The organism is Sinomicrobium halophytocola, assembly GCF_052983395.1.
Genome location: NZ_JBRKIT010000028.1, coordinates 223,378 through 248,698 on the forward strand (window position 1 = coordinate 223,378; position 25,321 = coordinate 248,698).

Annotated in this window: 25 protein-coding genes; 14 read left to right on the forward strand and 11 right to left on the reverse strand. The window is 43.9% G+C overall.

Annotated features, from left to right (window positions below):
* Window positions 1-53: 53 nt before the first annotated feature.
* The 3 genes from ACVBDY_RS11910 to ACVBDY_RS11920 all read right to left on the reverse strand — a co-directional run bounded on the left by ACVBDY_RS11910 (window position 54) and on the right by ACVBDY_RS11920 (window position 3,099).
* Window positions 54-1,106 (reverse strand): bifunctional transcriptional activator/DNA repair enzyme AdaA, encoded by a 1,053-nt coding sequence (locus ACVBDY_RS11910; protein WP_447175707.1) that lies wholly within the window; start codon window positions 1,104-1,106, stop codon window positions 54-56.
* A complete protein-coding gene (locus ACVBDY_RS11915) occupies window positions 1,087-1,875 on the reverse strand; it encodes an isocitrate lyase/PEP mutase family protein (protein ID WP_447175708.1) in 789 nt (262 codons plus the stop codon). The genes ACVBDY_RS11910 and ACVBDY_RS11915 overlap by 20 nt, the downstream gene beginning before the upstream one ends.
* Before the next feature lie 261 nt (window positions 1,876-2,136).
* Window positions 2,137-3,099, reverse strand: a complete 963-nt coding sequence (locus tag ACVBDY_RS11920; protein WP_447175709.1) for a mechanosensitive ion channel family protein — start codon at window positions 3,097-3,099, stop codon at window positions 2,137-2,139.
* Between the two features lie 180 nt (window positions 3,100-3,279).
* Here ACVBDY_RS11920 and ACVBDY_RS11925 point away from each other — a divergent pair, with 180 nt between their 5' ends.
* From ACVBDY_RS11925 to ACVBDY_RS11935, 3 genes are read left to right on the forward strand one after another with little or no spacing between them, the layout of a single operon-like run.
* Window positions 3,280-4,437: an amidohydrolase gene (locus ACVBDY_RS11925; RefSeq protein WP_447175710.1), complete on the forward strand. Its 1,158-nt coding sequence runs from the start codon at window positions 3,280-3,282 to the stop codon at window positions 4,435-4,437.
* Between the two features lies 1 nt (window position 4,438).
* On the forward strand, window positions 4,439-5,590 hold the full coding sequence (gene alr, locus ACVBDY_RS11930) for an alanine racemase (RefSeq protein WP_447175711.1): 1,152 nt from the start codon (window positions 4,439-4,441) through the stop codon (window positions 5,588-5,590).
* A gap of 59 nt (window positions 5,591-5,649) precedes the next feature.
* Window positions 5,650-5,970: an Mpo1-like protein gene (locus ACVBDY_RS11935; RefSeq protein WP_447175712.1), complete on the forward strand. Its 321-nt coding sequence runs from the start codon at window positions 5,650-5,652 to the stop codon at window positions 5,968-5,970.
* Between the two features lie 265 nt (window positions 5,971-6,235).
* On the opposite strand, the gene ACVBDY_RS11940 is transcribed toward ACVBDY_RS11935, so the two are convergent.
* Window positions 6,236-6,688 carry a DUF4442 domain-containing protein gene (locus ACVBDY_RS11940; protein WP_447175713.1) on the reverse strand — a complete coding sequence of 151 codons (453 nt, stop codon included), beginning with the start codon at window positions 6,686-6,688 and terminating at the stop codon, window positions 6,236-6,238.
* A 273-nt stretch (window positions 6,689-6,961) separates the two neighbouring features.
* Between ACVBDY_RS11940 and ACVBDY_RS11945 the strand changes: the two genes are divergently transcribed.
* The 4 genes from ACVBDY_RS11945 (at window position 6,962) to ACVBDY_RS11960 (ending at window position 10,470) form a co-directional block, all read left to right on the forward strand.
* A complete protein-coding gene (locus tag ACVBDY_RS11945) occupies window positions 6,962-7,432 on the forward strand; it encodes a DUF4870 domain-containing protein (protein WP_447175714.1) in 471 nt (156 codons plus the stop codon).
* Window positions 7,433-7,498: 66 nt separating this feature from the next.
* On the forward strand, window positions 7,499-7,843 hold the full coding sequence (locus ACVBDY_RS11950) for a PadR family transcriptional regulator (protein WP_447175715.1): 345 nt from the start codon (window positions 7,499-7,501) through the stop codon (window positions 7,841-7,843).
* Window positions 7,836-9,608 (forward strand): PspC domain-containing protein, encoded by a 1,773-nt coding sequence (locus tag ACVBDY_RS11955; RefSeq protein ID WP_447175716.1) that lies wholly within the window; start codon window positions 7,836-7,838, stop codon window positions 9,606-9,608. Before ACVBDY_RS11950 ends, ACVBDY_RS11955 begins: the two co-directional genes overlap by 8 nt.
* A 136-nt stretch (window positions 9,609-9,744) precedes the next feature.
* Complete coding sequence (locus ACVBDY_RS11960) at window positions 9,745-10,470, forward strand: head GIN domain-containing protein (protein WP_447175717.1); 726 nt, start codon at window positions 9,745-9,747, stop codon at window positions 10,468-10,470.
* A 15-nt stretch (window positions 10,471-10,485) separates the two neighbouring features.
* Here ACVBDY_RS11960 and lnt read toward each other — a convergent pair whose 3' ends face one another.
* The gene (gene lnt, locus ACVBDY_RS11965) at window positions 10,486-12,078 is read right to left on the reverse strand and encodes an apolipoprotein N-acyltransferase (RefSeq protein WP_447175718.1); all 1,593 of its coding nucleotides are present in this window, start codon (window positions 12,076-12,078) and stop codon (window positions 10,486-10,488) included.
* Window positions 12,079-12,351: 273 nt separating this feature from the next.
* Between lnt and ACVBDY_RS11970 the strand changes: the two genes are divergently transcribed.
* The gene (locus ACVBDY_RS11970; RefSeq protein WP_447175719.1) at window positions 12,352-13,089 is read left to right on the forward strand and encodes a CDP-alcohol phosphatidyltransferase family protein; all 738 of its coding nucleotides are present in this window, start codon (window positions 12,352-12,354) and stop codon (window positions 13,087-13,089) included.
* Between the two features lie 43 nt (window positions 13,090-13,132).
* Here ACVBDY_RS11970 and gldG read toward each other — a convergent pair whose 3' ends face one another.
* The 5 genes from gldG to ACVBDY_RS11995 form a co-directional block, all read right to left on the reverse strand.
* The gene (gldG, locus tag ACVBDY_RS11975; RefSeq protein ID WP_447175720.1) at window positions 13,133-14,815 is read right to left on the reverse strand and encodes a gliding motility-associated ABC transporter substrate-binding protein GldG; all 1,683 of its coding nucleotides are present in this window, start codon (window positions 14,813-14,815) and stop codon (window positions 13,133-13,135) included.
* Between the two features lie 104 nt (window positions 14,816-14,919).
* Window positions 14,920-15,639, reverse strand: coding sequence for a gliding motility-associated ABC transporter permease subunit GldF (gldF, locus tag ACVBDY_RS11980; protein WP_447175721.1), 720 nt, complete (start codon window positions 15,637-15,639; stop codon window positions 14,920-14,922).
* A 24-nt stretch (window positions 15,640-15,663) separates the two neighbouring features.
* Window positions 15,664-16,062: a type II toxin-antitoxin system VapC family toxin gene (locus ACVBDY_RS11985; RefSeq protein WP_447175722.1), complete on the reverse strand. Its 399-nt coding sequence runs from the start codon at window positions 16,060-16,062 to the stop codon at window positions 15,664-15,666.
* Entirely contained in the window at window positions 16,062-16,304 is a 243-nt protein-coding gene (locus ACVBDY_RS11990; RefSeq protein WP_447175723.1) for a hypothetical protein, read from the reverse strand. The genes ACVBDY_RS11985 and ACVBDY_RS11990 overlap by 1 nt, the downstream gene beginning before the upstream one ends.
* An 88-nt stretch (window positions 16,305-16,392) precedes the next feature.
* Window positions 16,393-17,223: an SAM hydrolase/SAM-dependent halogenase family protein gene (locus ACVBDY_RS11995; protein ID WP_447175724.1), complete on the reverse strand. Its 831-nt coding sequence runs from the start codon at window positions 17,221-17,223 to the stop codon at window positions 16,393-16,395.
* A gap of 262 nt (window positions 17,224-17,485) precedes the next feature.
* On the opposite strand from ACVBDY_RS11995, the gene ACVBDY_RS12000 reads away from it, so the two are divergent.
* Entirely contained in the window at window positions 17,486-18,445 is a 960-nt protein-coding gene (locus ACVBDY_RS12000) for a PhoH family protein (protein ID WP_447175725.1), read from the forward strand.
* A 208-nt stretch (window positions 18,446-18,653) separates the two neighbouring features.
* Window positions 18,654-19,613, forward strand: coding sequence for a phosphoribosylaminoimidazolesuccinocarboxamide synthase (locus tag ACVBDY_RS12005; RefSeq protein WP_447175726.1), 960 nt, complete (start codon window positions 18,654-18,656; stop codon window positions 19,611-19,613).
* Window positions 19,614-19,897: 284 nt separating this feature from the next.
* On the opposite strand, the gene ACVBDY_RS12010 is transcribed toward ACVBDY_RS12005, so the two are convergent.
* The gene (locus tag ACVBDY_RS12010; RefSeq protein ID WP_447175727.1) at window positions 19,898-21,127 is read right to left on the reverse strand and encodes an MFS transporter; all 1,230 of its coding nucleotides are present in this window, start codon (window positions 21,125-21,127) and stop codon (window positions 19,898-19,900) included.
* Window positions 21,128-21,274: 147 nt separating this feature from the next.
* Between ACVBDY_RS12010 and mnmE the strand changes: the two genes are divergently transcribed.
* From mnmE to ACVBDY_RS12030, 4 genes are all read left to right on the forward strand, one after another.
* On the forward strand, window positions 21,275-22,660 hold the full coding sequence (mnmE, locus tag ACVBDY_RS12015) for a tRNA uridine-5-carboxymethylaminomethyl(34) synthesis GTPase MnmE (RefSeq protein ID WP_447175795.1): 1,386 nt from the start codon (window positions 21,275-21,277) through the stop codon (window positions 22,658-22,660).
* A 176-nt stretch (window positions 22,661-22,836) separates the two neighbouring features.
* Window positions 22,837-23,964: a phage integrase SAM-like domain-containing protein gene (locus tag ACVBDY_RS12020; protein WP_447175728.1), complete on the forward strand. Its 1,128-nt coding sequence runs from the start codon at window positions 22,837-22,839 to the stop codon at window positions 23,962-23,964.
* A gap of 148 nt (window positions 23,965-24,112) precedes the next feature.
* Window positions 24,113-24,643 carry a hypothetical protein gene (locus tag ACVBDY_RS12025; RefSeq protein WP_447175729.1) on the forward strand — a complete coding sequence of 177 codons (531 nt, stop codon included), beginning with the start codon at window positions 24,113-24,115 and terminating at the stop codon, window positions 24,641-24,643.
* A gap of 131 nt (window positions 24,644-24,774) precedes the next feature.
* Window positions 24,775-25,059, forward strand: a complete 285-nt coding sequence (locus tag ACVBDY_RS12030; protein ID WP_447175730.1) for a helix-turn-helix domain-containing protein — start codon at window positions 24,775-24,777, stop codon at window positions 25,057-25,059.
* The last annotated feature ends 262 nt before the right edge of the window (window positions 25,060-25,321 follow it).

Genomic DNA, 25,321 nt, shown 5'->3' on the forward strand with positions numbered 1-25,321 from the left:
GGTTAATACAATATAAGTATAAAGAAAAATAAAATTGTTACAGCTCCTGCCATTTATTTGCTTTGTTTTTCATGTTCCAGCAACCATTGTTTTCGGGGAATACCTCCCCCGTAACCGGTTAACTGTCCGTCCGCCCCGATTATCCGGTGACAGGGGATAATAATGGATATGCGATTATAGCCGTTTGCCCTTGCCACCGCCCTGGTAGCAGTGGGCTGCCCTATAACCACAGCCTGTCGCCCGTAAGTACTGGTAGTTCCATAAGGTACTTCAATAAGCTTTTGCCATACTTTTTGCTGAAAATCCGTTCCGGGAGTTAGCAGGGGTATATCAAATTCTTTTCGCTCTCCCCTGAAATATTCACTTACCTGCTGCTCTGTAGATTCCAGGTGGACATTACTGCCGGAAATAATAACTGCCCGCAGCCGGCTGGACAGATCCCGGAACTCAAACTCCAGCATTCTGCGGTCCGTAAATTCAAGAAGACAAAGACCTTCATCCGTAGCACAGGCAAACATAGGTCCCAGCGGTGTGGTAAACCGGTGCATATAAATAACATTTCTTCCGGAAGCGTCTTCCGGGGGAACTCCGAAGATGTTTTTAAATGCCGAACCAAAGCCGCTTAAGGATTCATAGCCCGAACCGAAAGCAGAATCCGTTACCCGGTTACCGTTTTTTAATTCGACAAACGCCGTGTTTACCCGGATCATCCTCTGGTATGCCTGGAAGGTAAGGCCGTGGTGTTTCTTAAACCACCTGCGTATTTTTTCCGGGGTATATCCCATTTGACGAATGTCCCCATCCGAAATTTTCATTTCAGGATTTGCCGCGGTCATCCGCATCAGTTCTTTTACATCTTCGGGAGGTTCATCTACATTCTCCGTAGGACAACATACTTTACACGGGCGATAACCGTGCAACAGGGCATCTTTGGCAGAAGTGCAGAAAAATACGTTTTCCTGTTTGGGCTTCCTGGCACGACAGGTAGCAATACAAAATATCCTCGTGGTCTTTACACACACATAAAAGGTTCCCAGATAACTGCTATCCCTTTCTATAAGGGCTTTGTAAAACCGTTCTATTTTATTATTCTCCGTGACCAGCATTTTCGAATATGTTTTTAAACGAACCGTCCGTTCGTATTTTGTCTGCCTGATGTTTAAATATATCCATTAACAGGGAATGCACAAAATTTCCCATGCTTATCCGCCTGACCCCCAATCCGGCCAGCAGGTCAAAAGGAGGTAAGCCGGGCATACACATGACATTCACCGGGAGAGCGGTAGCAGATACAACACGCCGTATATCTTCTTCCTTAACAATACAGGGTACAAACACCCCGTCTGCTCCCGCATCTTCGTATAGTTTGATCCTTCTCAACGTTTCTTCCCGGGCGGAGGGAATTCCGAGGAGAAAAGTATCTGTTCTCGCATTGATAAACATATTCATATCTTTCCGGTCCAGGTATGCTTTTATTTCCCGGATTTGATCGCTGAAATCTTCGGCAGGAAGCAATGTTCTCTCCTTTTCCACGCGGGAGTCCTCTATATTTATCCCTACAACTCCCAATGCGTGGAGTTTGTCCAGGTTCCCGATGATTTCGGATATCTTCCTTCCGTATCCTCCTTCAATATCGACAGATAATGGTACGCTGGTTTTTGCGGCGATCCGCTTTACCACAAACAGCAATTCGTCAAAAGACAGGTTTTCTCCGTCTTCATATCCCAGCATATGAGAAATGGCAGCACTCGATGTCCCGAGGGCTTTGAATCCCTGTTGTTCCATTATAACAGCGCTTTTTGCATCCCAGATATTCCCGAGAAGTAAAGGTACGGACTGATGATGTAACCGTAAAAATTTTTCGTACTTGCTCATGATTTCCATTTTAAAGCAAAGGGACGAAATACGGTACCGGCCTGCAACCGAAAAATTGACAAGTATTTTTTTGCTTAGTATATGACAAAATTCAATTCCGCAGGATTTTCCTCTCCCGAAAGCTTTCGGGATTTGACCCCCGCCCTAAAGGGAGAAATCGAGGAAAATCGGGTTCCCTTTAGGGCTAGGGTAAAACTGATTTTCCGACAAATAGTGCCAAAATCTAATTTTGTCATATACTAAAATTTTTTTGATCTCCGGTCAGGAAGGTAATCCCGTACCGGCATTCTGACGTTCCGGTTTATCATTCTCCACATACACCCTGGTCTTGGGAAGACTGTCCGGAAATTCCCTTTGCAGAAAAAGCAACAGGTGTTCGCGGACGTATACCCGCAGATCCCAGCCATCCGAAGAATTCCGGGTACTCATCAGGGCACGTACCTCTACCCTGTTTTCCTTAGCATCGGTGACCTGAAGTACATTTACTTTACCGTCCCATAATTGCGAACTTTCCAGGAGCCGTGTAAGCTCTTCCCGGATCCGGTCAAAATCCACGGAATAATCGGTGTAGATAAAGACCGTACCCAGCAGTTCTGCACTTGTGCGTGTCCAGTTCTGAAAAGGGTGTTCAATAAAATAAACAGACGGCACCACCAGTCTTCTCAGGTCCCATATTTTTATGACCACATAAGTAAGCGTAATTTCTTCTATACGCCCCCATTCGCCTTCTACAATTACCACGTCGTCCACCCGTATAGGCTGGGTAAAGGCTATTTGCAGACCGGCAAGCATGGAACCGAAAACTTTCTGCGCCGCAAGGCCGAGTATGATACCCGCTACCCCGGCAGATGCAAAAATACTGACACCTATCCTTCGGATATTCTCAAAGGACATAAGTACCAGGGCTATAGCTACAAGAATGACAATAAACACGATAATCCTTTCGATAATAGTATATTGCGTATAGAGTTTGCGGGAATGTAAATTGTCTGCCACGGTTATGTCCGTATGTCGCAGAAATATCTTTTTCGCGATACCTGTAGCCACTATTGCCGCCCAGGCAAAACTCGCAATGAGCAGAATAGCTCCCGCTTTTTCCATTATCCTTCCCAATTCCATTCCCATATCGTAAAATGTGGTTTTTAGTATGGAAATGGTGAGAGAAGCGATAAAGATCAGGATGGGCAATATAAATTGTTTGAGATTTTTCAGGGATATTTTCATAGCAAAAGTATTTGTTTGCCAATAAAATACGGAAAAAACACGAAAATACGGGCTGCTGATACCCGAAAATACGGGAAACTGACTTTTCTTCCCGATCCTTGCCCCGTTCTCTCTTAATTTGTTATTTTAGTGGGACCGGCATCCGATTGCCCCCAGGTCCTTCCTGAAAAAACATCCTTTATGATAACCGAAATCCAAACCGATACGGAAAAACTTACCCGGCTCCGGAAATATCTTCACCGCCATCCGGAAGTATCCGGAAAAGAATATAAAACGGCAAAAACGATCCTGTCCTTCCTCCGTGAATACGTCCCGGACCAGGTTATAGAAAAATTGGGCGGGACCGGTATAGCCGCCATTTACAAAGGAGCAAAAAAAGGAAAAACGATACTCATTCGTTGTGAACTGGATGCTTTGCCTATCCCCGAAGTCAATACATTTTCTCATCGTTCGGAAAGTCCGGGTGTTTCCCACAAATGCGGCCACGACGGCCATATGGCTGTGGTTGCCGGATTGGCCACACTCATGCACCGCCATCGCCCGGAAAAGGGAAAGGTCGTCCTGCTGTTCCAGCCTTCGGAAGAGGATGGTAACGGAGCAAAGAACGTTCTTGCCGACAAAGGGTTTGAAAATATTAATCCGGATTACGTCTTTGCCCTGCACAACCTTCCTTCGTTTCCCGAGGGGCAGATCGTTATTAAAGAAGGAGTGTTTACCCCGGCGGTCCATAGTATCGTCATTGTGCTGGAAGGAAAGACGGCACATGCGGGCGAGCCGGAAAAAGGTATTAATCCCGCCTATGCTATTGCCGATATCATCAGGAAATTCCGGGCCCTGGTACAGCCGGATATAGCTTCGGACGACTTCTGCCAGGTAACGCCCATACACTTCCGGATGGGAGAAAAAGCCTATGGTATTTCCGCCGGAGAAGGCGAAGTCCATTTTACCATCCGCTGTAAAGACAACAACCGGATGGAAAACACGACCAAAACCGCCGAAAAGATCGTAAGGGACACGGCACAACAATACGGGCTGAAAGAAGATATTTCCTGGACCCAGGAATTTTCCGCAAATGAAAATCATCCGAAAGCGACGCAATGGATACGTGAAGTAGCCAAAGAACAGGGGTTTGACCTGTATGAAAAAGACACGCCTTTTGGCTGGGGTGAAGACTTCGGATTGTTTACCAGGAAATATCCGGGAGCACTGTTCGGGCTGGGAGCAGGAGAAAACACCCCTGCCCTGCACAATCCGGATTACGATTTTCCGGACGGGGTAATTTCCGTAGGTGTACGAATGTTTTATGAAATAATTCAAAAAGTAACTTCTCACAGATAACATGCACACCAATTCCACTATAGAACTTAGCCTTTCCGCTCTGAAAAAAAACCTGTATTTCCTGAAAAGAACTTTCGGCCGGGATGTTAAGATCTCTTCTGTGGTCAAAGGTAATGCCTATGGTCATGGTATAAAGGAATTTGTTCATATGGCATCCCGCTGTGGTATAGATCACTTCTCCGTTTTCGATTCCAACGAAGCCAGAAAGGTAAAAGAGGTCACGAAAAAAACTACGGAGGTCATGATTATGGGATTTATGGAAGACGATGCCATATCCTGGGCCGTTGCCAATGACATTTCCTTTTTTGTCTTTGAAAAGGACCGGCTGCAAAAAGCCATCAGGGCAGCAAAGAAATTAAACAAAAAAGCGGGGATACATATCGAAGTGGAGACCGGCATGAACCGTACCGGGTTCGGTATACGGGAAATACCCGGGCTCATACGGTTGTTGCAAAAAGAAGAAGAACATCTTAAATTCAAAGGGCTTTGCACACATTACGCCGGGGCGGAAAGTGTAACCAATTATTACCGGGTTACGGAACAGATAAAAGTTTATAAAAAAATACACAGCCTGTTTGGTACGGAAGGACTTACCCCGGAAATGCGGCATACAGCATGCTCTGCCGCCGCAATGGTGTACCCGGAAACCCGTATGGACATGGTGCGAATAGGTATTATGCAATACGGATTATGGCCCAGCCCGGAGACCTTTGTCAGTTTTCTGAACAAGCGAAAGATCAAAACCGACCCCTTGCACAGGGTCATTTCCTGGAAAAGTGAGGTCATGAGCATTAAAAAGGTTAAAACCGGGGATTTTATAGGATATGGCACCTCGTTCATGGCCCGGCAGAAAATGAAGATCGCCGTGGTGCCCGTGGGGTATTCCCATGGCTACAGCCGTTCTCTCAGCAACCAGGGACGGGTGCTGATACACGGTCGAAGATGTATGGTAATTGGTACTGTGGGCATGAACATGATGATCGTGGACGTCTCTGAAATTACCAACCTTAAAAAAGGACATGAAGTAATGATGATCGGTCCCCAGGGCCAGGACGATATGTCCATAGCATCATTCAGTGAATATAGTGACCAGCTCAACTACGAACTTCTGGCAAGGCTTTCCAAGGGTATCCCTAGAAAAATAACAGACTGAATGTGTACATATTATCGTTTTTTTCGTACCTTTTAAAGCTATTTCAAGCTTTTTCTGTCATGGAAGAAAGGATAAAATCATTCCCGGAATTTTACAGGTTCTACCTTACGGAACACCGGAATAAAACCAGTCGTATTCTCCATTTCACCGGTACCTTCTTGGTTTTTGCCCTGGTTGTTATTTTTATTGCGACCGGTGGTAGCTGGCAATGGCTTTTTGTTCCGGTAGTGGGCTACGGATTTGCATGGATCGGTCATGCTTTTTTCGAAAAAAACAAGCCTGCAACATTCAAATATCCCCTCTGGAGCCTGATATCCGATTTCAAACTCTTCTTTGAAATACTTGGCGGAAAACGTTCTTTTGACAGTAGCAGGGATTGATTCTATTCGGTCGCTTCGATACACCCTTCGCTTCGCTGGGGCACTCAGCAACCTCTGTTTTAGCTATGTATCGTTCTCTGTATATTTTTTTAAGTCCTTTTCATAGTATCCGGACTACACAGAGGTGGTTGAGTGATCGCCAAAGGCGATTGTATCGAAACCCCGGTTGCTTCGATACATTTTCCTTCGGAAAAGATATAATCACAAATCCGGCAGCATCCATCACCGCCCAAACTCCATAACCTGCCGGTCGGTCCTTCCAGAACTACTTCACCTTCACCGTCCATTCAAAATTAAATGTGGAAACCACGTCTCCTTTTTCATCGGTACCTACAGATTGCATCCAGAAAGTCTGCCCTTCTCCTGTTTCAATGGTTCTATGCAGGGCTTCTTCAATAAGCTGGCCGTCATTGCAGGTAAAGGTAATCCTCCCTTTTGCCTTTTTGGAAAAATTGGCATTGTTATTGGCCACCAGCATGGATATTTTTTTCCCGGTTGCCTGTATTTTGGACATCACCATCGCCCCGGTAGACAATTCTGCCGCCATACCCTGAACGGCCCAGAACATGGAATTAAAAGGGTTTTGATTAATCCAGCGGTGACGCACGGTTACCACACAGCTCTTTTCATTCATATGCCGTACGCGGACACCGCAAAACCAGGCTGAAGGTAGTTTGAACATGGTGAACGTATTCAACTTTTTAGGGCTGATTTCCATATATCTGTTTTTATGTTACAAGATATTGAAAATATTGTTACGGGAATATTCCCGAGACAAATATATCATCAACCACAAGCAGGTTAAACCTAATGTTCACGGGCTCTTACCCCTAAGCCAAACCATGCGTAAACGGAGCAGAAAGCATATAAAAACCGGTAAATTAGCTGGTTACAACATGACTGCAAATGTTAATATTATGTTAATTTACAGTACTATGTTTTGCATAATACCTTTTTTTAGATATATATTTGCATAAGAAAATAATAGGTTATGGAATCGACTATCACTCAGAATCATAAAAACGTAGCAGCGCTTATACATGCTTCTACCTTTTCCAAGTACTTTGTCCCTTTCGGAAATTTTTTGCTGCCGCTGGTACTTTGGATGTCCAATAAAAAGACATCTTCCTTTGTGGAGCATCACGGTAAGCAGGCTGTTAATTTTCAGGTAAGCATATTACTCTACAGCATTGTATTAGGTATAGCGGTATTACCCCTGGCATTTTTCACGACGTGGGATTTTATCGGTTTCAATTCCTTTACGGACTTCGATACTATTAATATCCATACCGGTTTTCGGAATATTTTTAACCATAGTGAGCATTTTGTACTTTGGGGAGTGTATGGCATACTATGCCTATGTCTCTTCCTGTTCAATGTGATATGTACCATCATCGCTGCCATGCGGGCCCATGAAGGTATAGCATACCAGTACCCGTTAACCATAAATTTCATTAAATAAATCCATCATTCATCATCACCATACATCATCAAAAAACGAACAGTTAATTAAAGCATTTATGAACTCATGAATATTGAAAACACAAAAGCGCAGATGCGGAAGGGAGTTCTGGAATACTGTATCCTGTCCATCCTCAGGGACCGGGACAAGTATGCCTCCGAAATACTGGAAACTCTCAAAGACGCTAAGATGCTTGTGGTAGAGGGAACGATATATCCCCTACTCACAAGACTAAAAAATGCAGGGTTACTGAATTACCGCTGGGAGGAATCCACTTCCGGACCACCGCGTAAATACTATGCCCTGACCGACAAAGGAAAATTGTTTTTAAACGAACTCTCTTCCACCTGGGAAGAACTACACAACGCAGTAACCATCGTAACAAGCCAAAAAACCTCAGACAATGAATAAGACGACAAATATAAACCTGGGCGGACTTTTCTTCCATATCGACGAGGATGCCTATATAAAACTCCGGGATTACCTGGATGCTATTAAGCGTTCCTTTACCGACTCGCAGGGCCGTGACGAGATCATTGCCGACATCGAGGCGCGTGTAGCAGAACTCTTCTCGGAAAAAATACAGAATGAGAGACAGGTTGTTGGCATGGCCGAAGTCGAAGAAGTGATCACCATCATGGGACAACCGGAAGATTATCTTGTGGATGATGAGATCTTTGAAGATCAACCGGATCAGGAGACTTCCTCATCATCATCTTCCTCCTCGGCATCGCAAAGCCATAAAAGAACAAACAAGAAACTTTTCCGTGACCCGGATGATAAATATATCGGAGGGGTTTCTTCCGGACTGGGACATTATCTCGGGGTGGATGCCATTTGGATACGCCTCTTATGGATATTGCTGGTCGTAGCGGGAGTAGGTTCCGGTATAATCATCTATATTCTCCTTTGGATACTGGTACCCGAGGCTTCCACGACCTCGCAGAAACTGGCTATGAAAGGTGAGCCGGTGAACATCAGCAACATTGAGAAAAAGGTACGGGAAGGCTTTGACGAAGTTTCCGAAAAAGTAAAGAATGTAGATTACAAAAAAATGGGCAATAAGGTAAAGTCCAGTTCCAGGACTTTCTTTGACTTCATGGGAGATGTGATGACGATACTGGTCAATGTGTTTGCCAAGTTTATAGGTATTATCCTTATCATATGTGCCGCAACCACTATAATAGGACTGTTCATCGGGCTGTTTACCGTTGGTTCCGTAGGTTTCATAGAAGGGCCGTGGACACATTATATCGAAGTGTTAAACACTACCGGGATCCCGGTTTGGCTGGTGTCGTTGTTTACTTTCTTTGCTATCGGGATACCGTTTTTCTTCCTGTTCCTTCTCGGGTTGAAAATACTGGTAAACAACCTGAAATCCATAGGAAATACGGCCAAATACGTGCTGCTCGCCCTCTGGCTTATCTCTGTGATCGGGCTCACGGTAATGGGCATCAAACAGGCGACGGAAAAGGCATTTACCGCAAGTTCTACGGAAACCCGGCAACTCTCCTCCCCCGTGCCCGACACGCTGTGGGTAGAAGCGGAAAGTTACGACTCCTGGGATGACAGGTATTATAACGATCACTTTGACATTGTTGTTAACAACGGTCACAAAAAACTCTACCTGGAAGATATCAAGATCAATTTTGCCACCTCGGAAGATTCCCTCGGGCGGGTAAAAATTCACAAAAGCGCGGAGAGCAGCAGTTATGAGAAAGCCAGGGAAAAGGCGGCAGAAATAGAGTACGACTTTTCCCTGAAAAACAATACACTGTACTTCCCGGATTACCTGCTTACGGATTACGCAAACAAGTACAGGGAACAGGAAGTAGAAGTTACGCTGTCCTTACCCGAAGGTACCGTTGTTTATCCTACTTCTTCCCTGCGCAGAAAACTGGGATACAGAAATACCAACAATATGGGATACTCCAGTTATGACATTCCGGAACATTACTGGAAAATAGGAAAAGAGGAACTTCTCTGTCAAGACTGTGAGGAACCGGAAATACAGGACGAAGAAAAAACTGGCCTTGATGAAGACGAAAGGATCCGGATAGATTCCAACGGTATCGATATTGATATCAAAGATGAGAACGGGGATAATTTTAAAATGAAGATAGATAAAGGGGGAATCCGAATCAAAGCAGGAAATAAAAAAGATACTGTAGTATAACAGTTCATCAACCAAAAAGCACAACTCGGCTATAAATTTTATAAAGACAATGAAGAATATTACAGTTTTGTATCAGAAATAACAACAGAAAACCATCCATTAAATAATTCATCTATCAACCAAAAAACGAAACGTTATGACCACAATCGTCAAATTTCTAATTGCAGCAGCTCTCTCCTTTTTACTGTCCTCCTGCCAGTTCGGTATTGTAGGAGTATCCGGGAACGGCAACGTACAAACCGAAAAAAGAACATCCTCCGTTTCGGGGGGATTTACCTCCATCCAGGCAAGTAACGGCCTTGATGTCTATATCCGGCAGAATCAGGCCCATTCCATAACCGTGGAAGCAGATGAGAACCTGCTGGACATTATCCGTACCGAGGTAAAAGATGACAAACTGCATATATATACGGATAAGAACATAGGTACATCCAAATCCAAAAAAGTATATGTAAGCGTTCCGGAGGTTGAGGCCATTGCCTCATCCAGTGGTGCCGATATTTTTGTGGAAGACCTGCTGAAAGCAAATAAACTGGAACTCAAATCTTCAAGCGGAAGCGCCATCCGCCTGGAAACGGAAGCAGATCATATTTCCTGCGATACCAGCAGTGGTGCGGATATCCGTATTAAAGGCCGGGCTAACTCCATGCATGCCAGTGCCAGCAGCGGAAGCTCCATAAAAGCGGGCAACCTGGAGGTAGCAAAATGCGATGCGAAAGCGAGTAGCGGTGGAGACGTCTACCTGTACGTGACCAAAGATCTCGTAGCCAGTGCCAGCAGTGGCGGAGACATCCGTTATTCCGGTAACCCACACTCTGTTTCCGCAGGAAAATCAGTATCCGGAAGTGTCAGGAAAAACTGATGTAAAGCAAGGCGGTCAAATGGTTTTTGTTTTCTTCTTACCAAGGGCATAAAGTATCAGCAAAACAGAAACCATAACGGAAAGCCTGGCTATATAATCGCCATACTTTACATAAAAAGTAATTTCATCGTTAAGGGGCACTTCATCGCGGAGTGCCCCTTTCGTTTCATAAGGCAGGGTTTGCAGTACTTCTCCCCTGGGGTTTATAAAAGCGGAAATTCCCGTATTGGCACTCCGGGCCACACTTCTCCGGATTTCTATGGCACGTAATCGCGCGTAACTAAGGTGCTGTTTATGTCCCTGTGAATTACTCCACCAGCCATCATTGGTAATGATCGCCAGAAAATCTGCACCTTTATTCACATAACCCGTAACAAATTCGCCGTAAATGGATTCATAGCAGATAATAGGCGCGGCCGTTCCGTTTTCCGAAGTAAATACGGAACGTTCTTCCTGTACTCCCCGGGAAGCTATGGTGCCTCCCAGGTCGATCATTATATTTCCCAAAAGCGGCTCCAGAACATTTTTAAAAGGGAGATTCTCCACACCTACCACCAATTTCGATTTGATATAAAACTGAAGACTGTCAGTATTATCGATCTGTACGGCAGCATTATACGCATCAAACCATCCGCCCCCCCCGATTTTATTCGCTGTTGGTGTCGGCCTTTCACCCTCCCCGTAACGGCGGTAAAAATCTGCCCCGGTGATGATATGCAACCCTGGGTACCGTATAGACATCTGCTGCAATATGGCTTTGCTCCCGGATCGTTTAAACCCGTCTATGTCCGTCCCTTCCGAAAGTGTCGTTTCCGGAGCGATAAGGTAGTCGGTCCTTTTATCGACAAAACCTTTCGCCAATTCCGTCAGGTTCCTGGCTACCACTTCATTTTTCACTCCGTATTTCTCGCTATACGGATCTACATTGGGCTGTAAAACCACGATATCAGTCTTTTTCTCCGACATCTCGTAGTTGCCGTAAATAAAGAGCGAAATAATAACGGGAATGGCGATCACCAGTATATTTTTAGCAATTTGCCGGCCCAGGATTTTCCGGTTTTTTGTTTGCATAAAATGCGTAGCCGCTTTAAATACCCCTATGTTTACGATCCATATCCACAGGCTGCCCCCGAAAGTCCCGGTATATTCATACCACTGTATCCAGGTGGGATATTCGGAAAAACCGTTGCCGAGATTGAGCCAGGGCCAGGAAAAATCCCAGTTGAGATGAAACTTTTCAAAGGCCATCCACATGGCCGGGAGAAACACCAGGTGTATCTTAGGTGGCAGTTTCCGTGCTACCAGGTGGAATATCCAGAAGACCAGGGTCATCAGCAGGGAATTGACCAGAATAGCAAAAGTCATTCCAAAACCTGTAGAATACCATATCCACCAGGTAGTTATGGCATTCCATATAACAAAGGTCAGATAAGCATGACCAAATACTTTAAGCCCTTTTCTCCGGACATCGGAAGTACGGATATTTTTTTCCGCCAGCAATAACGGCACAAAGGCTACGAACAGCAGTACGGGAATACCGTTCACAGGCCACCCGGCTGCCAGTAACAGGCCAGAAGACAAGGCCAGAAGAAAATTATTTTTTGTCATCTTTACTGTATTTCCGGTCCGGTACGAACCTTTTGCTATTGAACGAGCAAGTTACCAAAGTTTAACGAAATCCGTATTAAGTAATGCTAATTACTTTTACATTCAATTAGTGAACTCGTTTAAACTTCTTATTAAATGCTATGAATATTTATTAGAGTATATGACAAAATTTAATTCCGCAGGATTTTCCGACAAATAGTGCCAAAATCTAATTTTGTCATACACTAAGAATATTTATACTAAACTTGTATTTTTACCGAAACTTTCTACCTGATGAAGAAACATATTCCAAACATACTCACTTTACTCAACCTGTTTTGCGGTACCATAGCCGTGATACTTGCTGTGATTGGCCATACGGAAATCGCTGCCTTTTTTGTATTTCTCGGTATCTTTTTCGATTTTTTTGACGGCTTTGCGGCGAGGAAACTACAGGTGCAAAGCGACATAGGCCTGCAACTGGATTCTCTTGCGGATATGGTTACCAGCGGTGTGGTACCTGGTATTGTTATGTACCACCTCCTGCAACTGAGCCTGGATCCGGGTTCGTGGGGACAGGGAATAAGTATAGATCTTTCCACCCCGATGGGATTTATCCCTTTCCTGGGCTTGCTTATTCCACTTGCATCTGCCTACAGGCTCGCCAAATTCAATATCGATGACGATCAGCAAACCTCATTTACAGGACTACCGACACCGGCCAACACCCTGTTTATTCTTTCGCTCCCCCTTATCCTGGCCTACCAGGGAAATGACATGACCGTCTCCGTTATCCGCAATACCTGGGTGCTTATAGGCATTACCTTTCTGAGTTGCTATATGCTAAATGCCCCGGTTAAACTGTTCGCTTTAAAATTCAAGACCTGGGGATTTAAAGAAAATGCGGTGAAGTATATTTTCCTGGTGCTCTGTGTCCTGTTACTGGCCATTATCCGGTTTGCTGCCATTCCGGTGATCATATTGCTGTATGTTATGGTATCCCTGCTCACCAATAGCAAAACATCTCGTTAAAGATATTTGTTTTCAGCATTTATCGTATACTTCGTAAAATCGACTACGAAGCTGGATTTACCCGGGAATATCTCCGCTTTCGGACATATGTAAATACGATACCAGACCCCGCCAGGAGAACAAGGGGTAATCCGAGATTTATCGTTTTCCAGAACATATCTTCTGCTGCCACTTTTTCTTTATCGAGGAATGGAATGGTTACTTCTTTACTTCGGATGTAGATCAGTCCGTTTTCATCCAGCAGGAAGTTAATACAGTTCTTCAGAAATTCCTTGTTCCCGTAAAAGTTATTCGTCCATTTATCATACCCGAGCTCCAACGGGCGGCCATTGTTCAGTTGATTTTTTATAAGGTCTCCATCCGAAATAACGATCATTCCGGTCTCCTCTCCTTCTTCCCGGTTATCTTCCAGATCGAGGGGCTTTACCCGATTCTTATATACGGAATTGAATTTTCCTTCCAGCAAAACAGCCATCGGTTGGTTTCCGTTATTATAGCTTGTTTTGTCCGGTTCCCTGGTAATAATATCCAGGTCTATCCCCACAGGTGTTGCAACAGTTTTGGACAAGGGCGAACTGCTGAGTAATATCGTTTTTTTAATATTGTTTTTTAACGTGTCTATGGCATTGGCAAAATCAAACCGAAGTGCCTCTATATTGTTATTTATGGGATGACTGTCTTTAGAGATCACCATAGGCGCATAATACCACGGATAAGGGTCGTAGCGTGAAGCATTGCCTTCTCCCGTTGCCATAACGATCTGGGTAAAATACAGGTCGTTGATCAATACCGGGTTTATCCGCACCCCGTAAGAAAAGAACATATCACCCAGGTTCAGGTCTCTCGGAAGGGCAAAGGTCCTTCCCGATTCGTTGTACAGACTGTCCATTTCCGCATTCACCTGGTCTATCAGCCAAAGGGATTTTCCACCGTGCACTATATACTGGTCCAATACCGCTTTTTCTTCATCCGAAAAGGCATCCGTAGGCTTAGCCACCAGTATCATATCGTACTTTTTCAGTTCCCTGAGTGTCTTTTCCGGGGAAGTGGCTACCGAATCAAGTGTAAAAGGTGCCAGGTTGTAATAATCGCGAAGCGTGGTGAGAAAGTCGGCCATGTAAATATCGTCCAGTTCACCGTTGCCTTTCAGTACTGCTATGTTTTGTTTATTCGTGATGGTCAGTTTGGCAAAAGCATCGGCAAATACGTATTCCAATTGCTGGACCGAGTTCTTCACACGTTCTTCATCCGTAGCCCCGAGCTTATTTTTGAGGAGGGGCACCCGGATACTACGGTCCCCGTAATTGGCCAGCGCCCAGGGGAAAAGTATTTCACTGGAGACCTTCCCCCCTTTTTCCTCAGAAAAATTCAACGGTGTAAGGCCTATGGACTGTAATTCGTTTATAATCGCTTCGGAATTTTCTTCATCCTCCAGCGGGTCGACAAAGTTGAACTGGATATTTCTGTTCCCTGCTGTAAATTCTTCGAGGATCTGCCTGGTCTCATCCCGTAGCTTACGGAATTGCGGCGGAAGGTCTCCTCCGAGGAAAACATCGATAAAAATCGGCCCCTCTACCTTTTCCAGGGGCTTTAACGACGCTTGGGAAAGCGTATAGCGCTTATCGTGCGTAAGATCGAACCTGCCGTAGAATGCCGAAGAAAGGTAATGCAGCGCTATGAGCAGCGCTAAAATTCCGATTATATGTAAACTGTTTTTTTTGTTCATTTAAATGTATGCTGTCGGAGTACACCTCCTCCGCCTGTGGCATCTCACCCCGGAGGGGGAGAGATTATTATTTTTTTATATCGATATCTCCTTAACCTTTGTCATCAGTCTCGACTGCTTTTCAGTTTGATCGTGGTGACAAACAGAAAAAAGAAAGCGACGGACAGGAAATACAGGATATCGCGTGTATCCAGGACACCCCGGCTTATGCTGTCGAAATGGGCTTTCATTCCCAGGGCCGAAACACTTTCTCCCAAACCTAATACATAGAGTCCCTCAAAACCGTAATAAAAGAGGAAACACACAAATACGGAAACCAGGAAAGCCACAATCTGGTTTTCGGACAGGATTGAGGCAAAAATACCTATTGCCGTATAAGACAGTACCAGGAAAAGCAGCCCGAAATAAGACCCGAGGGTGCTTCCAGTATCCAGATTGCCTTCCGGGTTCCCCAGTTTCCACACCGTAAGCACATAAAGCAAGGTGGGAAGCAAGGCAATAACGACCAGGATAAATGCCCCGGAATATTTCCCAAGGACAATCTGCCAGGCATGTAAAGGCCGGGTAAACAAAAGCTCCAGCGTCCCCAGTTTTTTTTCATCGGAAAAGCTTTTCATCGTCACCGCCGGAATAAGGAACAGCAGTATCCAGGGCGCGAGTTGAAAGAATGCGGTAAGATCGGCAAAACCGGAGTCCGGTATATTGTACTCCCCGTCAAACACCCACAGGAACAGTCCGTTCAGCACCAGGAATATGGCAATGACCAGGTATCCTACGGGAGAAGCAAAAAATGAGGTTATTTCTTTTTTAAATATTGCGAACATGATTTAACTTATCTGCGGAAAATTTTATCTTTTTATCCAGTTTTCAATCTGGATCTCCTCTACTCTGTCAAATTCCCGTATATTTTCCGTAACCATGATTAAATCATTAGCAATTGCTGTAGATGCAATTAATAAATCAAAATCACTTATCATCCTTCCTTTTTTTCTTAATCTTACTTTTTCCTTTCCATAAACATAAATAGCGTTAAAGAGAGGTAAAACCGTTACGCGTTCGGAAAATCTTTCGATTAGCTTGTAATTTTTTTGAGGGTTCGGACTATTTTCTGCTCCAAAGACAAGTTCTGCTAACGTTATTTCGGAGATAGCACAATTTTCCAAACCTATATCCTCCAGTTTTTGAATAAGATTGAATTTACCCCGAAAAAAATGAATACATATGTTGGTGTCCAGAAGGTATTTCATTATAAATTTTCCGTATCTTTCTTTTCTATCCGCGAAGTCCTGATGTCGTCAATAATGGTATCAGAATCCCTGTCATCTTCCCATGCTCCGAAAAAAGTATGAAGATCTGTCTTTTTTCCGGAATCGGATTTTAAAGATCTGGTCAGCCTGGCAATCAATCTTTTTTTTGCTTTATTATCCAGCTCTTCCAAATACCTGAAGTACTTATCCAAGATTTTATTTGACATTGCTAAACTTCCCATAATCCTTTATTTTTATGCAAGTTACTAATTTTTCCGGTATATATTTTCTCTTCCAATTATGCAAAAAGAATACCACGATCCAACAGTGTTATAAAAACCGTATCGTCACCACATCCCGGTAACTCAGTCCGAGAAGGCTGGACGCCCCTCCTACGGTTTCGAGGTTACTGCGGTAAATGGCCAGTTCCACATAGCCTGCCGAATTAAATACCGCCAGCCGCCGGCCGTCATCGTCCCGTTTGGGCTTTTCCACGGTAAAATTGACGATATCGCTGTATTTGTTATATATTTTTTCAAACCGGTAATTCCGGGCATACAATTCAAAATCCCTTCCCTTCCTGATATTTTCAAACAACTGCCTGGAAATATTGGTCACTACATTCCCGTAATTGTCCACATAAATCACATGTCCGGTCACCACGTCCTGCTCGGTATTAACGATCGGGATAAAGGTTTTCAGGGATTTCAGTTCGGTTATGGGTTTCCCCACTACTTCCAGGGTCCCTCCCCTTGCTATGTGACATGCCACCTTAACAAAAACGTCCATAGAAGGGAAAATGGTATCCAGGTCGTTATAAATATTTATCTCCACGATCTTATCCGGCTTCCTTTCCCCTGCCACAAGCGACACCACGCCGTTATCGGCCCCGACAAAATAATGATCGTCAAGTAACACGGCTATATGCCGGTTCTCCGGATTGCGCTCGGAATCCACACCGTAAATATGAACACTTCCTTTCGGAAAATTTGTATAGGCATTTTTAAGTACATACGCAGCTTCCTGTACATTAAACGGACTCACGGAATGCGATATATCCACAATTTTCACGTCTTCGGTCTCGCTGTAAATAGCTCCTTTGATGGCCCCTGCAAAGTGGTCTTTCTCCCCGAAATCCGTAGTTAAACTTATTATAGCCATAGAATAGTACCGACGCTTTTTTTGTGTAAATTAGCAAGAAAATAATCTTGTTATGCTTTTATCTCTTTAAGGGGTATATGAAGCACAAACGTACTAAAAAAGTAGGGGATAAACCATATGGCAAAGCACACTTTTTTGTAGTATCTTTATAGAAGAATAACCATCGTTTTGAGAAGCAGAACCCCGGTATAGGGATCACTCTGTGGCGACAGGGTCCTTCTCCCGGAAAGTAAACATAAAGATTAATCAAACCCAACAGCTTTTGAACGAAATAATAGTAGAACTTACCGAGATCAGCCCGAGAGAATTCTTCGGCGAACAAAATATCAACATCGAACTGCTCAAAAAGTATTTCCCGAAATTAAAGATCGTAGCACGGGGCAACAAAATAAAGGCTTATGGCGACGAAGAACTGCTGGAAGAATTTGACAAACGCCTGGACATGCTGGTTATGTATTTCGGAAAATACAACAAACTCGACGAAAATACCATAGAGCGCATCCTTACGAGCGATGATAAAGAAGTTTATGAGTCGCCCATGCTCGAAAATGCCCAGGTCTTGCTTCACGGGGTAAACGGCAGGCTTATTAAGGCCCAGACCGTGAACCAGCAGCGCCTGGTAGACATGATGAAAAATAACGACATGGTCTTTGCCATAGGCCCGGCCGGTACCGGGAAAACCTATACCGGGGTGGCCCTGGCGGTAAAAGCGCTTAAAGAAAAACAGGTGAAACGCATCATCCTCACAAGGCCCGCCGTGGAAGCCGGGGAAAACCTCGGTTTTTTGCCGGGGGACCTCAAGGAAAAACTGGACCCGTACATGCAACCGCTCTATGACGCCCTGCGCGATATGATCCCCTCGGAAAAATTGCAGAACTACATCGAAACCGGCATCATACAAATTGCCCCCATGGCCTTTATGCGAGGCCGTACGCTGGACAATGCTTTTGTTATTCTCGATGAGGCCCAGAACACTACCCATGCCCAAATGAAAATGTTCCTCACCCGTATGGGGAAAAACGCCAAGTTCATGATTACCGGCGACCCGGGACAAATAGACCTGCCCAGAAGAGTGATCTCCGGACTTAAAGAAGCCTTACTCGTCCTGAAAGATATCAACGGTATCGGCATGGTTTACCTGGATGATAAAGACGTGATACGCCACAGGCTGGTGAAAAATATTATTGAGGCTTACAAGGAGATCGAACATACTAATAGTTGATACGGTGGTTTCGATACAACGGCCTGAAGGCCGCCACTCAACCACCTCTGTGCAGTCCGGATATATTTGAAAGGGCGAAAAAAACATAAACAACTACAAAAAGCATAAGCAAAGGCGGCTGAGTGCCCGAGCGAAGCAAAGGGTGTATCGAAGCCCCGGACTAATGAACTTTTCCCGTATATTTGCGGCAAAATCCGATTGTCATAACATGAGTAACAATACCATAACTGCTACCGACTACAATTTTCCGGGACAGAAAAATGTCTATAAAGGCAAGGTCCGCGAAGTATATACCGTAAATAACGATCTTTTGGTTATGATAGCTACGGACAGGCTTTCGGCCTTTGACGTGGTTATGCCCAGGGGGATCCCCTACAAAGGGCAGATACTGAACCAGATCGCTACCAAAATGATGAATGCTACGGAAGACATCGTACCGAACTGGCTCATCGCGACTCCCGATCCTAATGTAGCGGTTGGCCATAAGTGCACTCCGTTTAAAGTGGAAATGGTGATCCGCGGTTACCTTTCCGGACATGCCGCAAGGGAATACCATGCCGGAAAACGTCTTTTATGCGGTGTCTCCATGCCGGAGGGAATGAAGGAAAATGACAAGTTTCCGAAGCCTATTATTACCCCTTCCACCAAGGCCGACAACGGTGCCCATGACGAAGATATTTCGAGAGAAGATATCCTGAAAAAAGGTATCGTTTCGGAAGGAGATTATTCCCACCTGGAAGCTTACACCAGGGCACTCTTTCAACGCGGGACCGAAATTGCAGTCGAACAGGGGCTTATCCTTGTAGATACCAAATACGAATTCGGAAAAACGGCAGACGGTAAGATCGTCTTGATCGACGAAATACACACCCCGGATTCTTCCCGTTACTTTTACGCCGATGGTTACCAGGAACGCCAGGATAAGGGAGAAAAACAGAAACAGCTATCTAAAGAGTTCGTTCGCCAGTGGTTGATTGAAAACGGTTTCCAGGGAAAGGAAGGGCAACAGATACCCGAGATGACAGACGAATATATCCATTCCGTATCTGAGCGTTATATTGAGCTCTATGAGCAGATCACAGGAGAAGCTTTCCAACGTGCCGACATCAGTAATATCGAAGCGCGTATTGAGAAAAATGTATTGGACTACCTGAATACAGTTTCTTAGAGGTCATAAATACAGATCGTACTAAACCACCCTGCATTGAAAGGTGCAGAGGTTTTTGATAAAAATAACTCTTTAGTTGTTGGTTATTGGGTTATTCAGTTATTTAGACTATACCTGTACGAGACACTACTTAATAACCAATTAATTTAGGCACCAAACCATAATTTTTTCGCACTATTAAAGTGCTGCAAAATTGCGGGGCTTTTTGCCCCTCGACTTGAACTAATAAAAAAGTCCCGGCTGCTTTGTTGTAAACAGCCGGGACTTTTTATAATATATAATCTCTACACTTCTACCCTTTTCTTTTTCTCAGAGGGCAGGAATACCGTGAGCAATCCCAGCAACGGCAGGAAAGAACACATTTTAAATACGTAACCGATACTGGTGGCATCGGCAATATCACCAAGTACGGCCGAACCTATCCCCGCTATACCGAAAGCAAAACCGAAAAACAGTCCGGACACCATCCCTACTTTACCCGGAATGAGTTCCTGGGCATAGACCAGTATAGCCGAAAAAGCCGAAGACAATATCAGCCCGATGAGTACGGTAAGCGCTCCTGTCCAGAACAGGTTCATATAAGGGAGCATAAGTGTAAAGGGTGCTATCCCGAGTATACTGAACCAGATGACATATTTTCGTCCGAAACGGTCACCGAGCGGCCCACCGAAAAACGTACCGGCAGCTATGGCAAAGAGGAATACAAACAAATATACCTGTGAGCCCTGTACGGACACATCGAATTTATCCATCAGGTAAAACGTATAATAGCTGGTAAGACTGGTCATGTAGATATACTTCGAGAAAATAAGAAAAAGTAATACCACAATAGACCAGGTTACCTGTTTTTTCGATAAGCGATGCCCCAGGGCCTGATCATTCGTTCTTTTCTTTTTAGCGGAGAACCGGTGCAGGTTGTTCTTGTACCATTGTCCTACACGGGACAATACAACAATGGCCAGTAAAGCTGCCAGGGAAAACCAGATCACCGAAAACTGCCCGAACGGCACTATGATCATCGCGGCCAGCAACGGCCCCATGGAACTCCCGGCATTCCCTCCTACCTGGAAAAGAGACTGTGCCATACCATGTCTTCCTCCCGATGCCATATGGGCAATACGTGAAGCTTCCGGGTGAAATACGGACGACCCCATTCCTATAAGTCCCACTGCCAGCAGTACCATTCCGAAATGAGAAGCCATAGAAAGGACTACAAGCCCGATCAGGGTAAACCCCATCCCTATGGCCAGGGAATACGGCTTCGGGTACTTGTCGGTATATAGTCCTACCAGGGGCTGCAGTAGTGAAGCCGTGAGCTGAAAAGTAAGTGTAATAAGCCCTACCTGGGCAAAACTCAGTTTAAAAGATTCCTTCACCAACGGATAAATGGAAGGAATAAGAGATTGCAGGGTATCGTTCATCATATGCGAAAAACTCAGGGCGAACAATACGGGAAAAACCGTTTTTTCCACTCCGGCATCCGAACCGGAATAAACAGAAGCATTTTTAGACATAACAGATTAAGATTTAAAAAAAGCAAATTTATAGCCCCTTCATTTATGACATATACAATTTTCCGGTTTTTTACGATGTTCAAAACGAAAAAACGGCAGTACGGCAAATTGGCTAATTTTAAATACTTTTGCATCAAAGAAAAAGCCATGTTGCCAAACGATACGATCATAGCCTTAGCCACCCCCAGCGGTGCCGGAGCCATTGCGGTCCTCCGGCTTTCCGGAAAAGATGCCATCCGTATCGCGGATGAAAAATTCCGGTCCGTAAAAGGGAAAAAACTGTCCGGACAAAAGAGCCATACCATTCACCTGGGGCATATTACGGACGGCCCTAAAGTACTGGACGAAGTATTGGTCAGCATTTTCAAAGGCCCCCATTCCTATACCGGGGAAAACGTGGTGGAGATCTCCTGTCACGGTTCGCCTTATATCCAAAGGGAGATCATCCAACTTTTTTTACGAAACGGCTGCCGTATGGCCAATGCCGGGGAATTTACACTCCGCGCGTTCCTGAACGGAAAACTCGACCTCAGCCAGGCCGAAGCCGTGGCCGACCTTATCGCTTCAGACAACGAAGCCTCGCACCAGGTAGCTATACAGCAGATGCGCGGCGGATTTTCCGGGGAAATCGAAAAACTTCGTCAGGAACTCCTGGACTTTGCTTCCCTCATAGAACTAGAACTCGATTTTGCCGAAGAAGACGTAGAGTTTGCGGACCGCAGCCGGTTCGAAGAATTACTGCAGCGTATAAAACTGGTCCTGAAACGGCTGATCGATTCGTTTGCCGTAGGCAATGTCATTAAGAATGGTATCCCCGTAGCTATTGTAGGGGCTCCCAACGTGGGAAAATCCACCTTGCTCAATGCCCTGCTCAATGAAGAAAGGGCCATTGTCAGCGACATCGCCGGGACTACCCGCGATACCATTGAGGATGAAATGGTGATAAACGGTATCGGCTTCCGCTTTATCGATACGGCCGGAATCCGGGAAACGGAAGATGTGGTGGAAAGCATAGGGATAAAAAAGACTTTTGAAAAGATCACGCAAGCTCAGGTGGTCATTTACCTTTTCGATGCCTCCCATTTCGCAGAAAACAGTAAGACTATTACCGTAGAGCTCGAAAAGATCAAAAACAAATTCCCACAAAAACCGCTTATTATCCTGGCCAACAAAATAGACCTGGCTAATAAAGAAGAAATTGCAAAGGGATTGGAATACGACAACCTGCTGTTTATCTCCGCCAGGCAAAACGAGGGCATAGAAACCCTGAAAGACAAACTGCTGGAATTTGTAAACACGGGAGCCTTGCGCAACAACGAGACCATTGTGACCAACAGCCGCCACTATGATGCCTTACTCAAGGCTTTGGAAGAAATTCAGAAGGTGCAACATGGAATACAAGCCGGCATTTCAGGTGATCTGCTCGCTATCGATATCCGTGAGGCATTATATCATTTCGGGGAGATTACGGGGCAGGTAACGAATGATGAACTTTTAGGGAATATTTTCGCTAATTTTTGTATCGGGAAATAAATTCATCAAACAATATCAAAAAACGTCCAATCAACACAAACAAAATCAATACATTACAAAAAATATTTTGGCTTTAGGTTTCTTTTCTAAAGTTAATTTTCGTACCTTTTTTGCACCAAATTTACACCTCTACAATAATTTTTGATAACGGGGTGTAAAAATTTACACCTTGCAATATGAAAATTACTTTAAAAAGGAAAAAACTCAAGAGTGGTAAAATCAGCTTGTATCTGGAATATTACAAAGGCTATTTTATCGACAAAGATGGTATTCAAAAAAACAATCGTGATTTTGAATATCTCAAACTTTATCTACATCAAGACCCCAAAACTCCCGGAGAAAAAAGACACAATCAGGAAACCCTTGATCTCGCCAATCAGATTCTTACGCTTAGAAAGGCAGATTATATCCAGGGCAAATTCAACATTAAAAACACCAAGAAGTCTAAGACCAACTTCCTGGAATATTACGACAGATTAAAGGAGGAACGATACGAAAGCAAGGGGAACTACGATAATTGGGATGCAGCTCTAAAGCATATCGAAAAATACTGTCCTCCAGCTATCACCTTTGAAGATATAGACGAAAATTTTGTCAAGGGGTTTAAAAGGTATCTGAACACCAAAGCCAAAACAAAAGGCGGCACTCCCCTATCGCAGAATTCCAAATACACCTATTTCAATAAATTCAAAGCCTGCCTGCGTACCGCTTTTGAAGAAGATTATCTCGATAAAAATATTATCAAAAGCGTTAAAGGTTTTGAGCAGGGAGAATCTCAGAGGGAATACCTTACCTATTCCGAATTACAGGCTTTAACTAGGGCAAAATGTAAATACCCTGTTTTGAAATCAGCATTTATTTTTAGCTGCCTTACCGGGCTAAGGTGGAGTGACATCAATAAATTAACCTGGTCCGAAATACGGGATGAAGATGACAGCTCCCGAATTGTATTCAGGCAGAAAAAAACCGAAGGTTTGGAGTATCTTTATATTTCCAACCAGGCAAGAGACTTGCTCGGTAAACGTGGAAATGGAAGTGAACGAGTATTTACCGGACTTAAATACGGCGCTCATTTTAATGCGGAAATATTACGCTGGTGCATGAGAGCCGGTATTACCAAACATATTACTTTCCATAGTGCCCGGCATACCTGTGCCGTACTGCTCCTGGAACATGGGGCGGATATTTATACCGTTTCGAAAATCCTCGGCCATCGGGAATTGAGAACTACCGAGATTTATGCCAAAATTGTAGACACCAAAATGAAGGAGGCAGCGAATATTATACCTGAACTTAAAATTTAATAATGTGTTTAATTCCTTTTATGAAAAAATACACCGGATAGAGAAAAGGATGAATTCCGTTTCAAGCAGAAGGGCTAAACAGTTCATAGTTATTTGGATTATATCAACCCTGATTCTTCTGGGGTATAGTGTTTTTAACTTGAATTTTATGTCTATATGGTGGAGAAGCATTGTGTTACTTGCTTTACTACTTTTCCTCTTTAGCTATTTTATCATATTAGGCTATAAGCAATACAAAAAGAAGCAAACTAAAGAAGCTGTAGATCTCCCCAATACCTCCGATTCCATTTTGAACATAAGCCAAATGGAAATCCTGATAAATTTTCTGAAAAAATGGTTTAGTTCGCCAAAAGGTTCTGATGCCCTGGAAAGTGACTTGAAAAATCTTTTAGAATTAAACCTGGCAAACATAGAAGATGGTGGCCTGATCTCCGAGGCCAATAAAAAAATAGACATCGGGAGAATTCTTTTTCAAATTGCCCATATCGGGATTTGGGATGAAGAGGACGTAAAAAAGATATACAGCAAGAGTATCATTTCCCATGACCGGAGCATCAATGCTCTTAAGGATAATACTTTCAACGATCACAAAAACAGTCTAAAAGAAGAAGAAATACTTTATGCTAAAGAGAGCATTGATATTCCTAAAATATTGGGTATCGATAGGCCCTCTCTTTGATTTAATTGTTTTTACTTGTTTATTTTGGTTTTTAATCCTCCCTGTTATTTCATGCTATACTTTTGTTTTCAGGAATTCTACAAAAAGAAAACAAAGGCCTTTGTTCATTACTAATCTAAAAATTATGACTAATGGACAATTTAGAATTATCAGAACGACTTGAAAGAATTGAAAAACTTCTTTCAACAGGTAAGAGCGTACTAACCTTTACAGAGGCTTGTGATTACACAGGTATATCCAGAAGCTATATGTACAAACTGACCTCTACCGGAAATATTCCGCACTCCAAACCGAACAATAAGATGATATTTTTCGATAAGGAAAAGTTGGATAATTGGTTATTACGCAATCATAAAAAGTCGGCAAAAGATATCCGGGAAGAGGCTATGAACTATACGCTTAGAAATCAGCGATAACCGCTCCCCTACTACTTTAAAATTTTGATCACAACTTGACTACTATTTGGCCAGACATATCAAACAGACCTTCACCAATTCGCAGGTTTGTTTGATATGTTCCTCCTAATCCGTTTTTACTCCTGGCAGATTACATTGCTCTATATCGAAACTGAGACGTAAACGAAAGCAGACAGCAAAAAAAATTAGCCGGCTGAGTAGGAATTTCGAGATGTGTTTTTGTTACCACAAAAACAATCTCGCTTTGCTCCCGAAGGTCGCA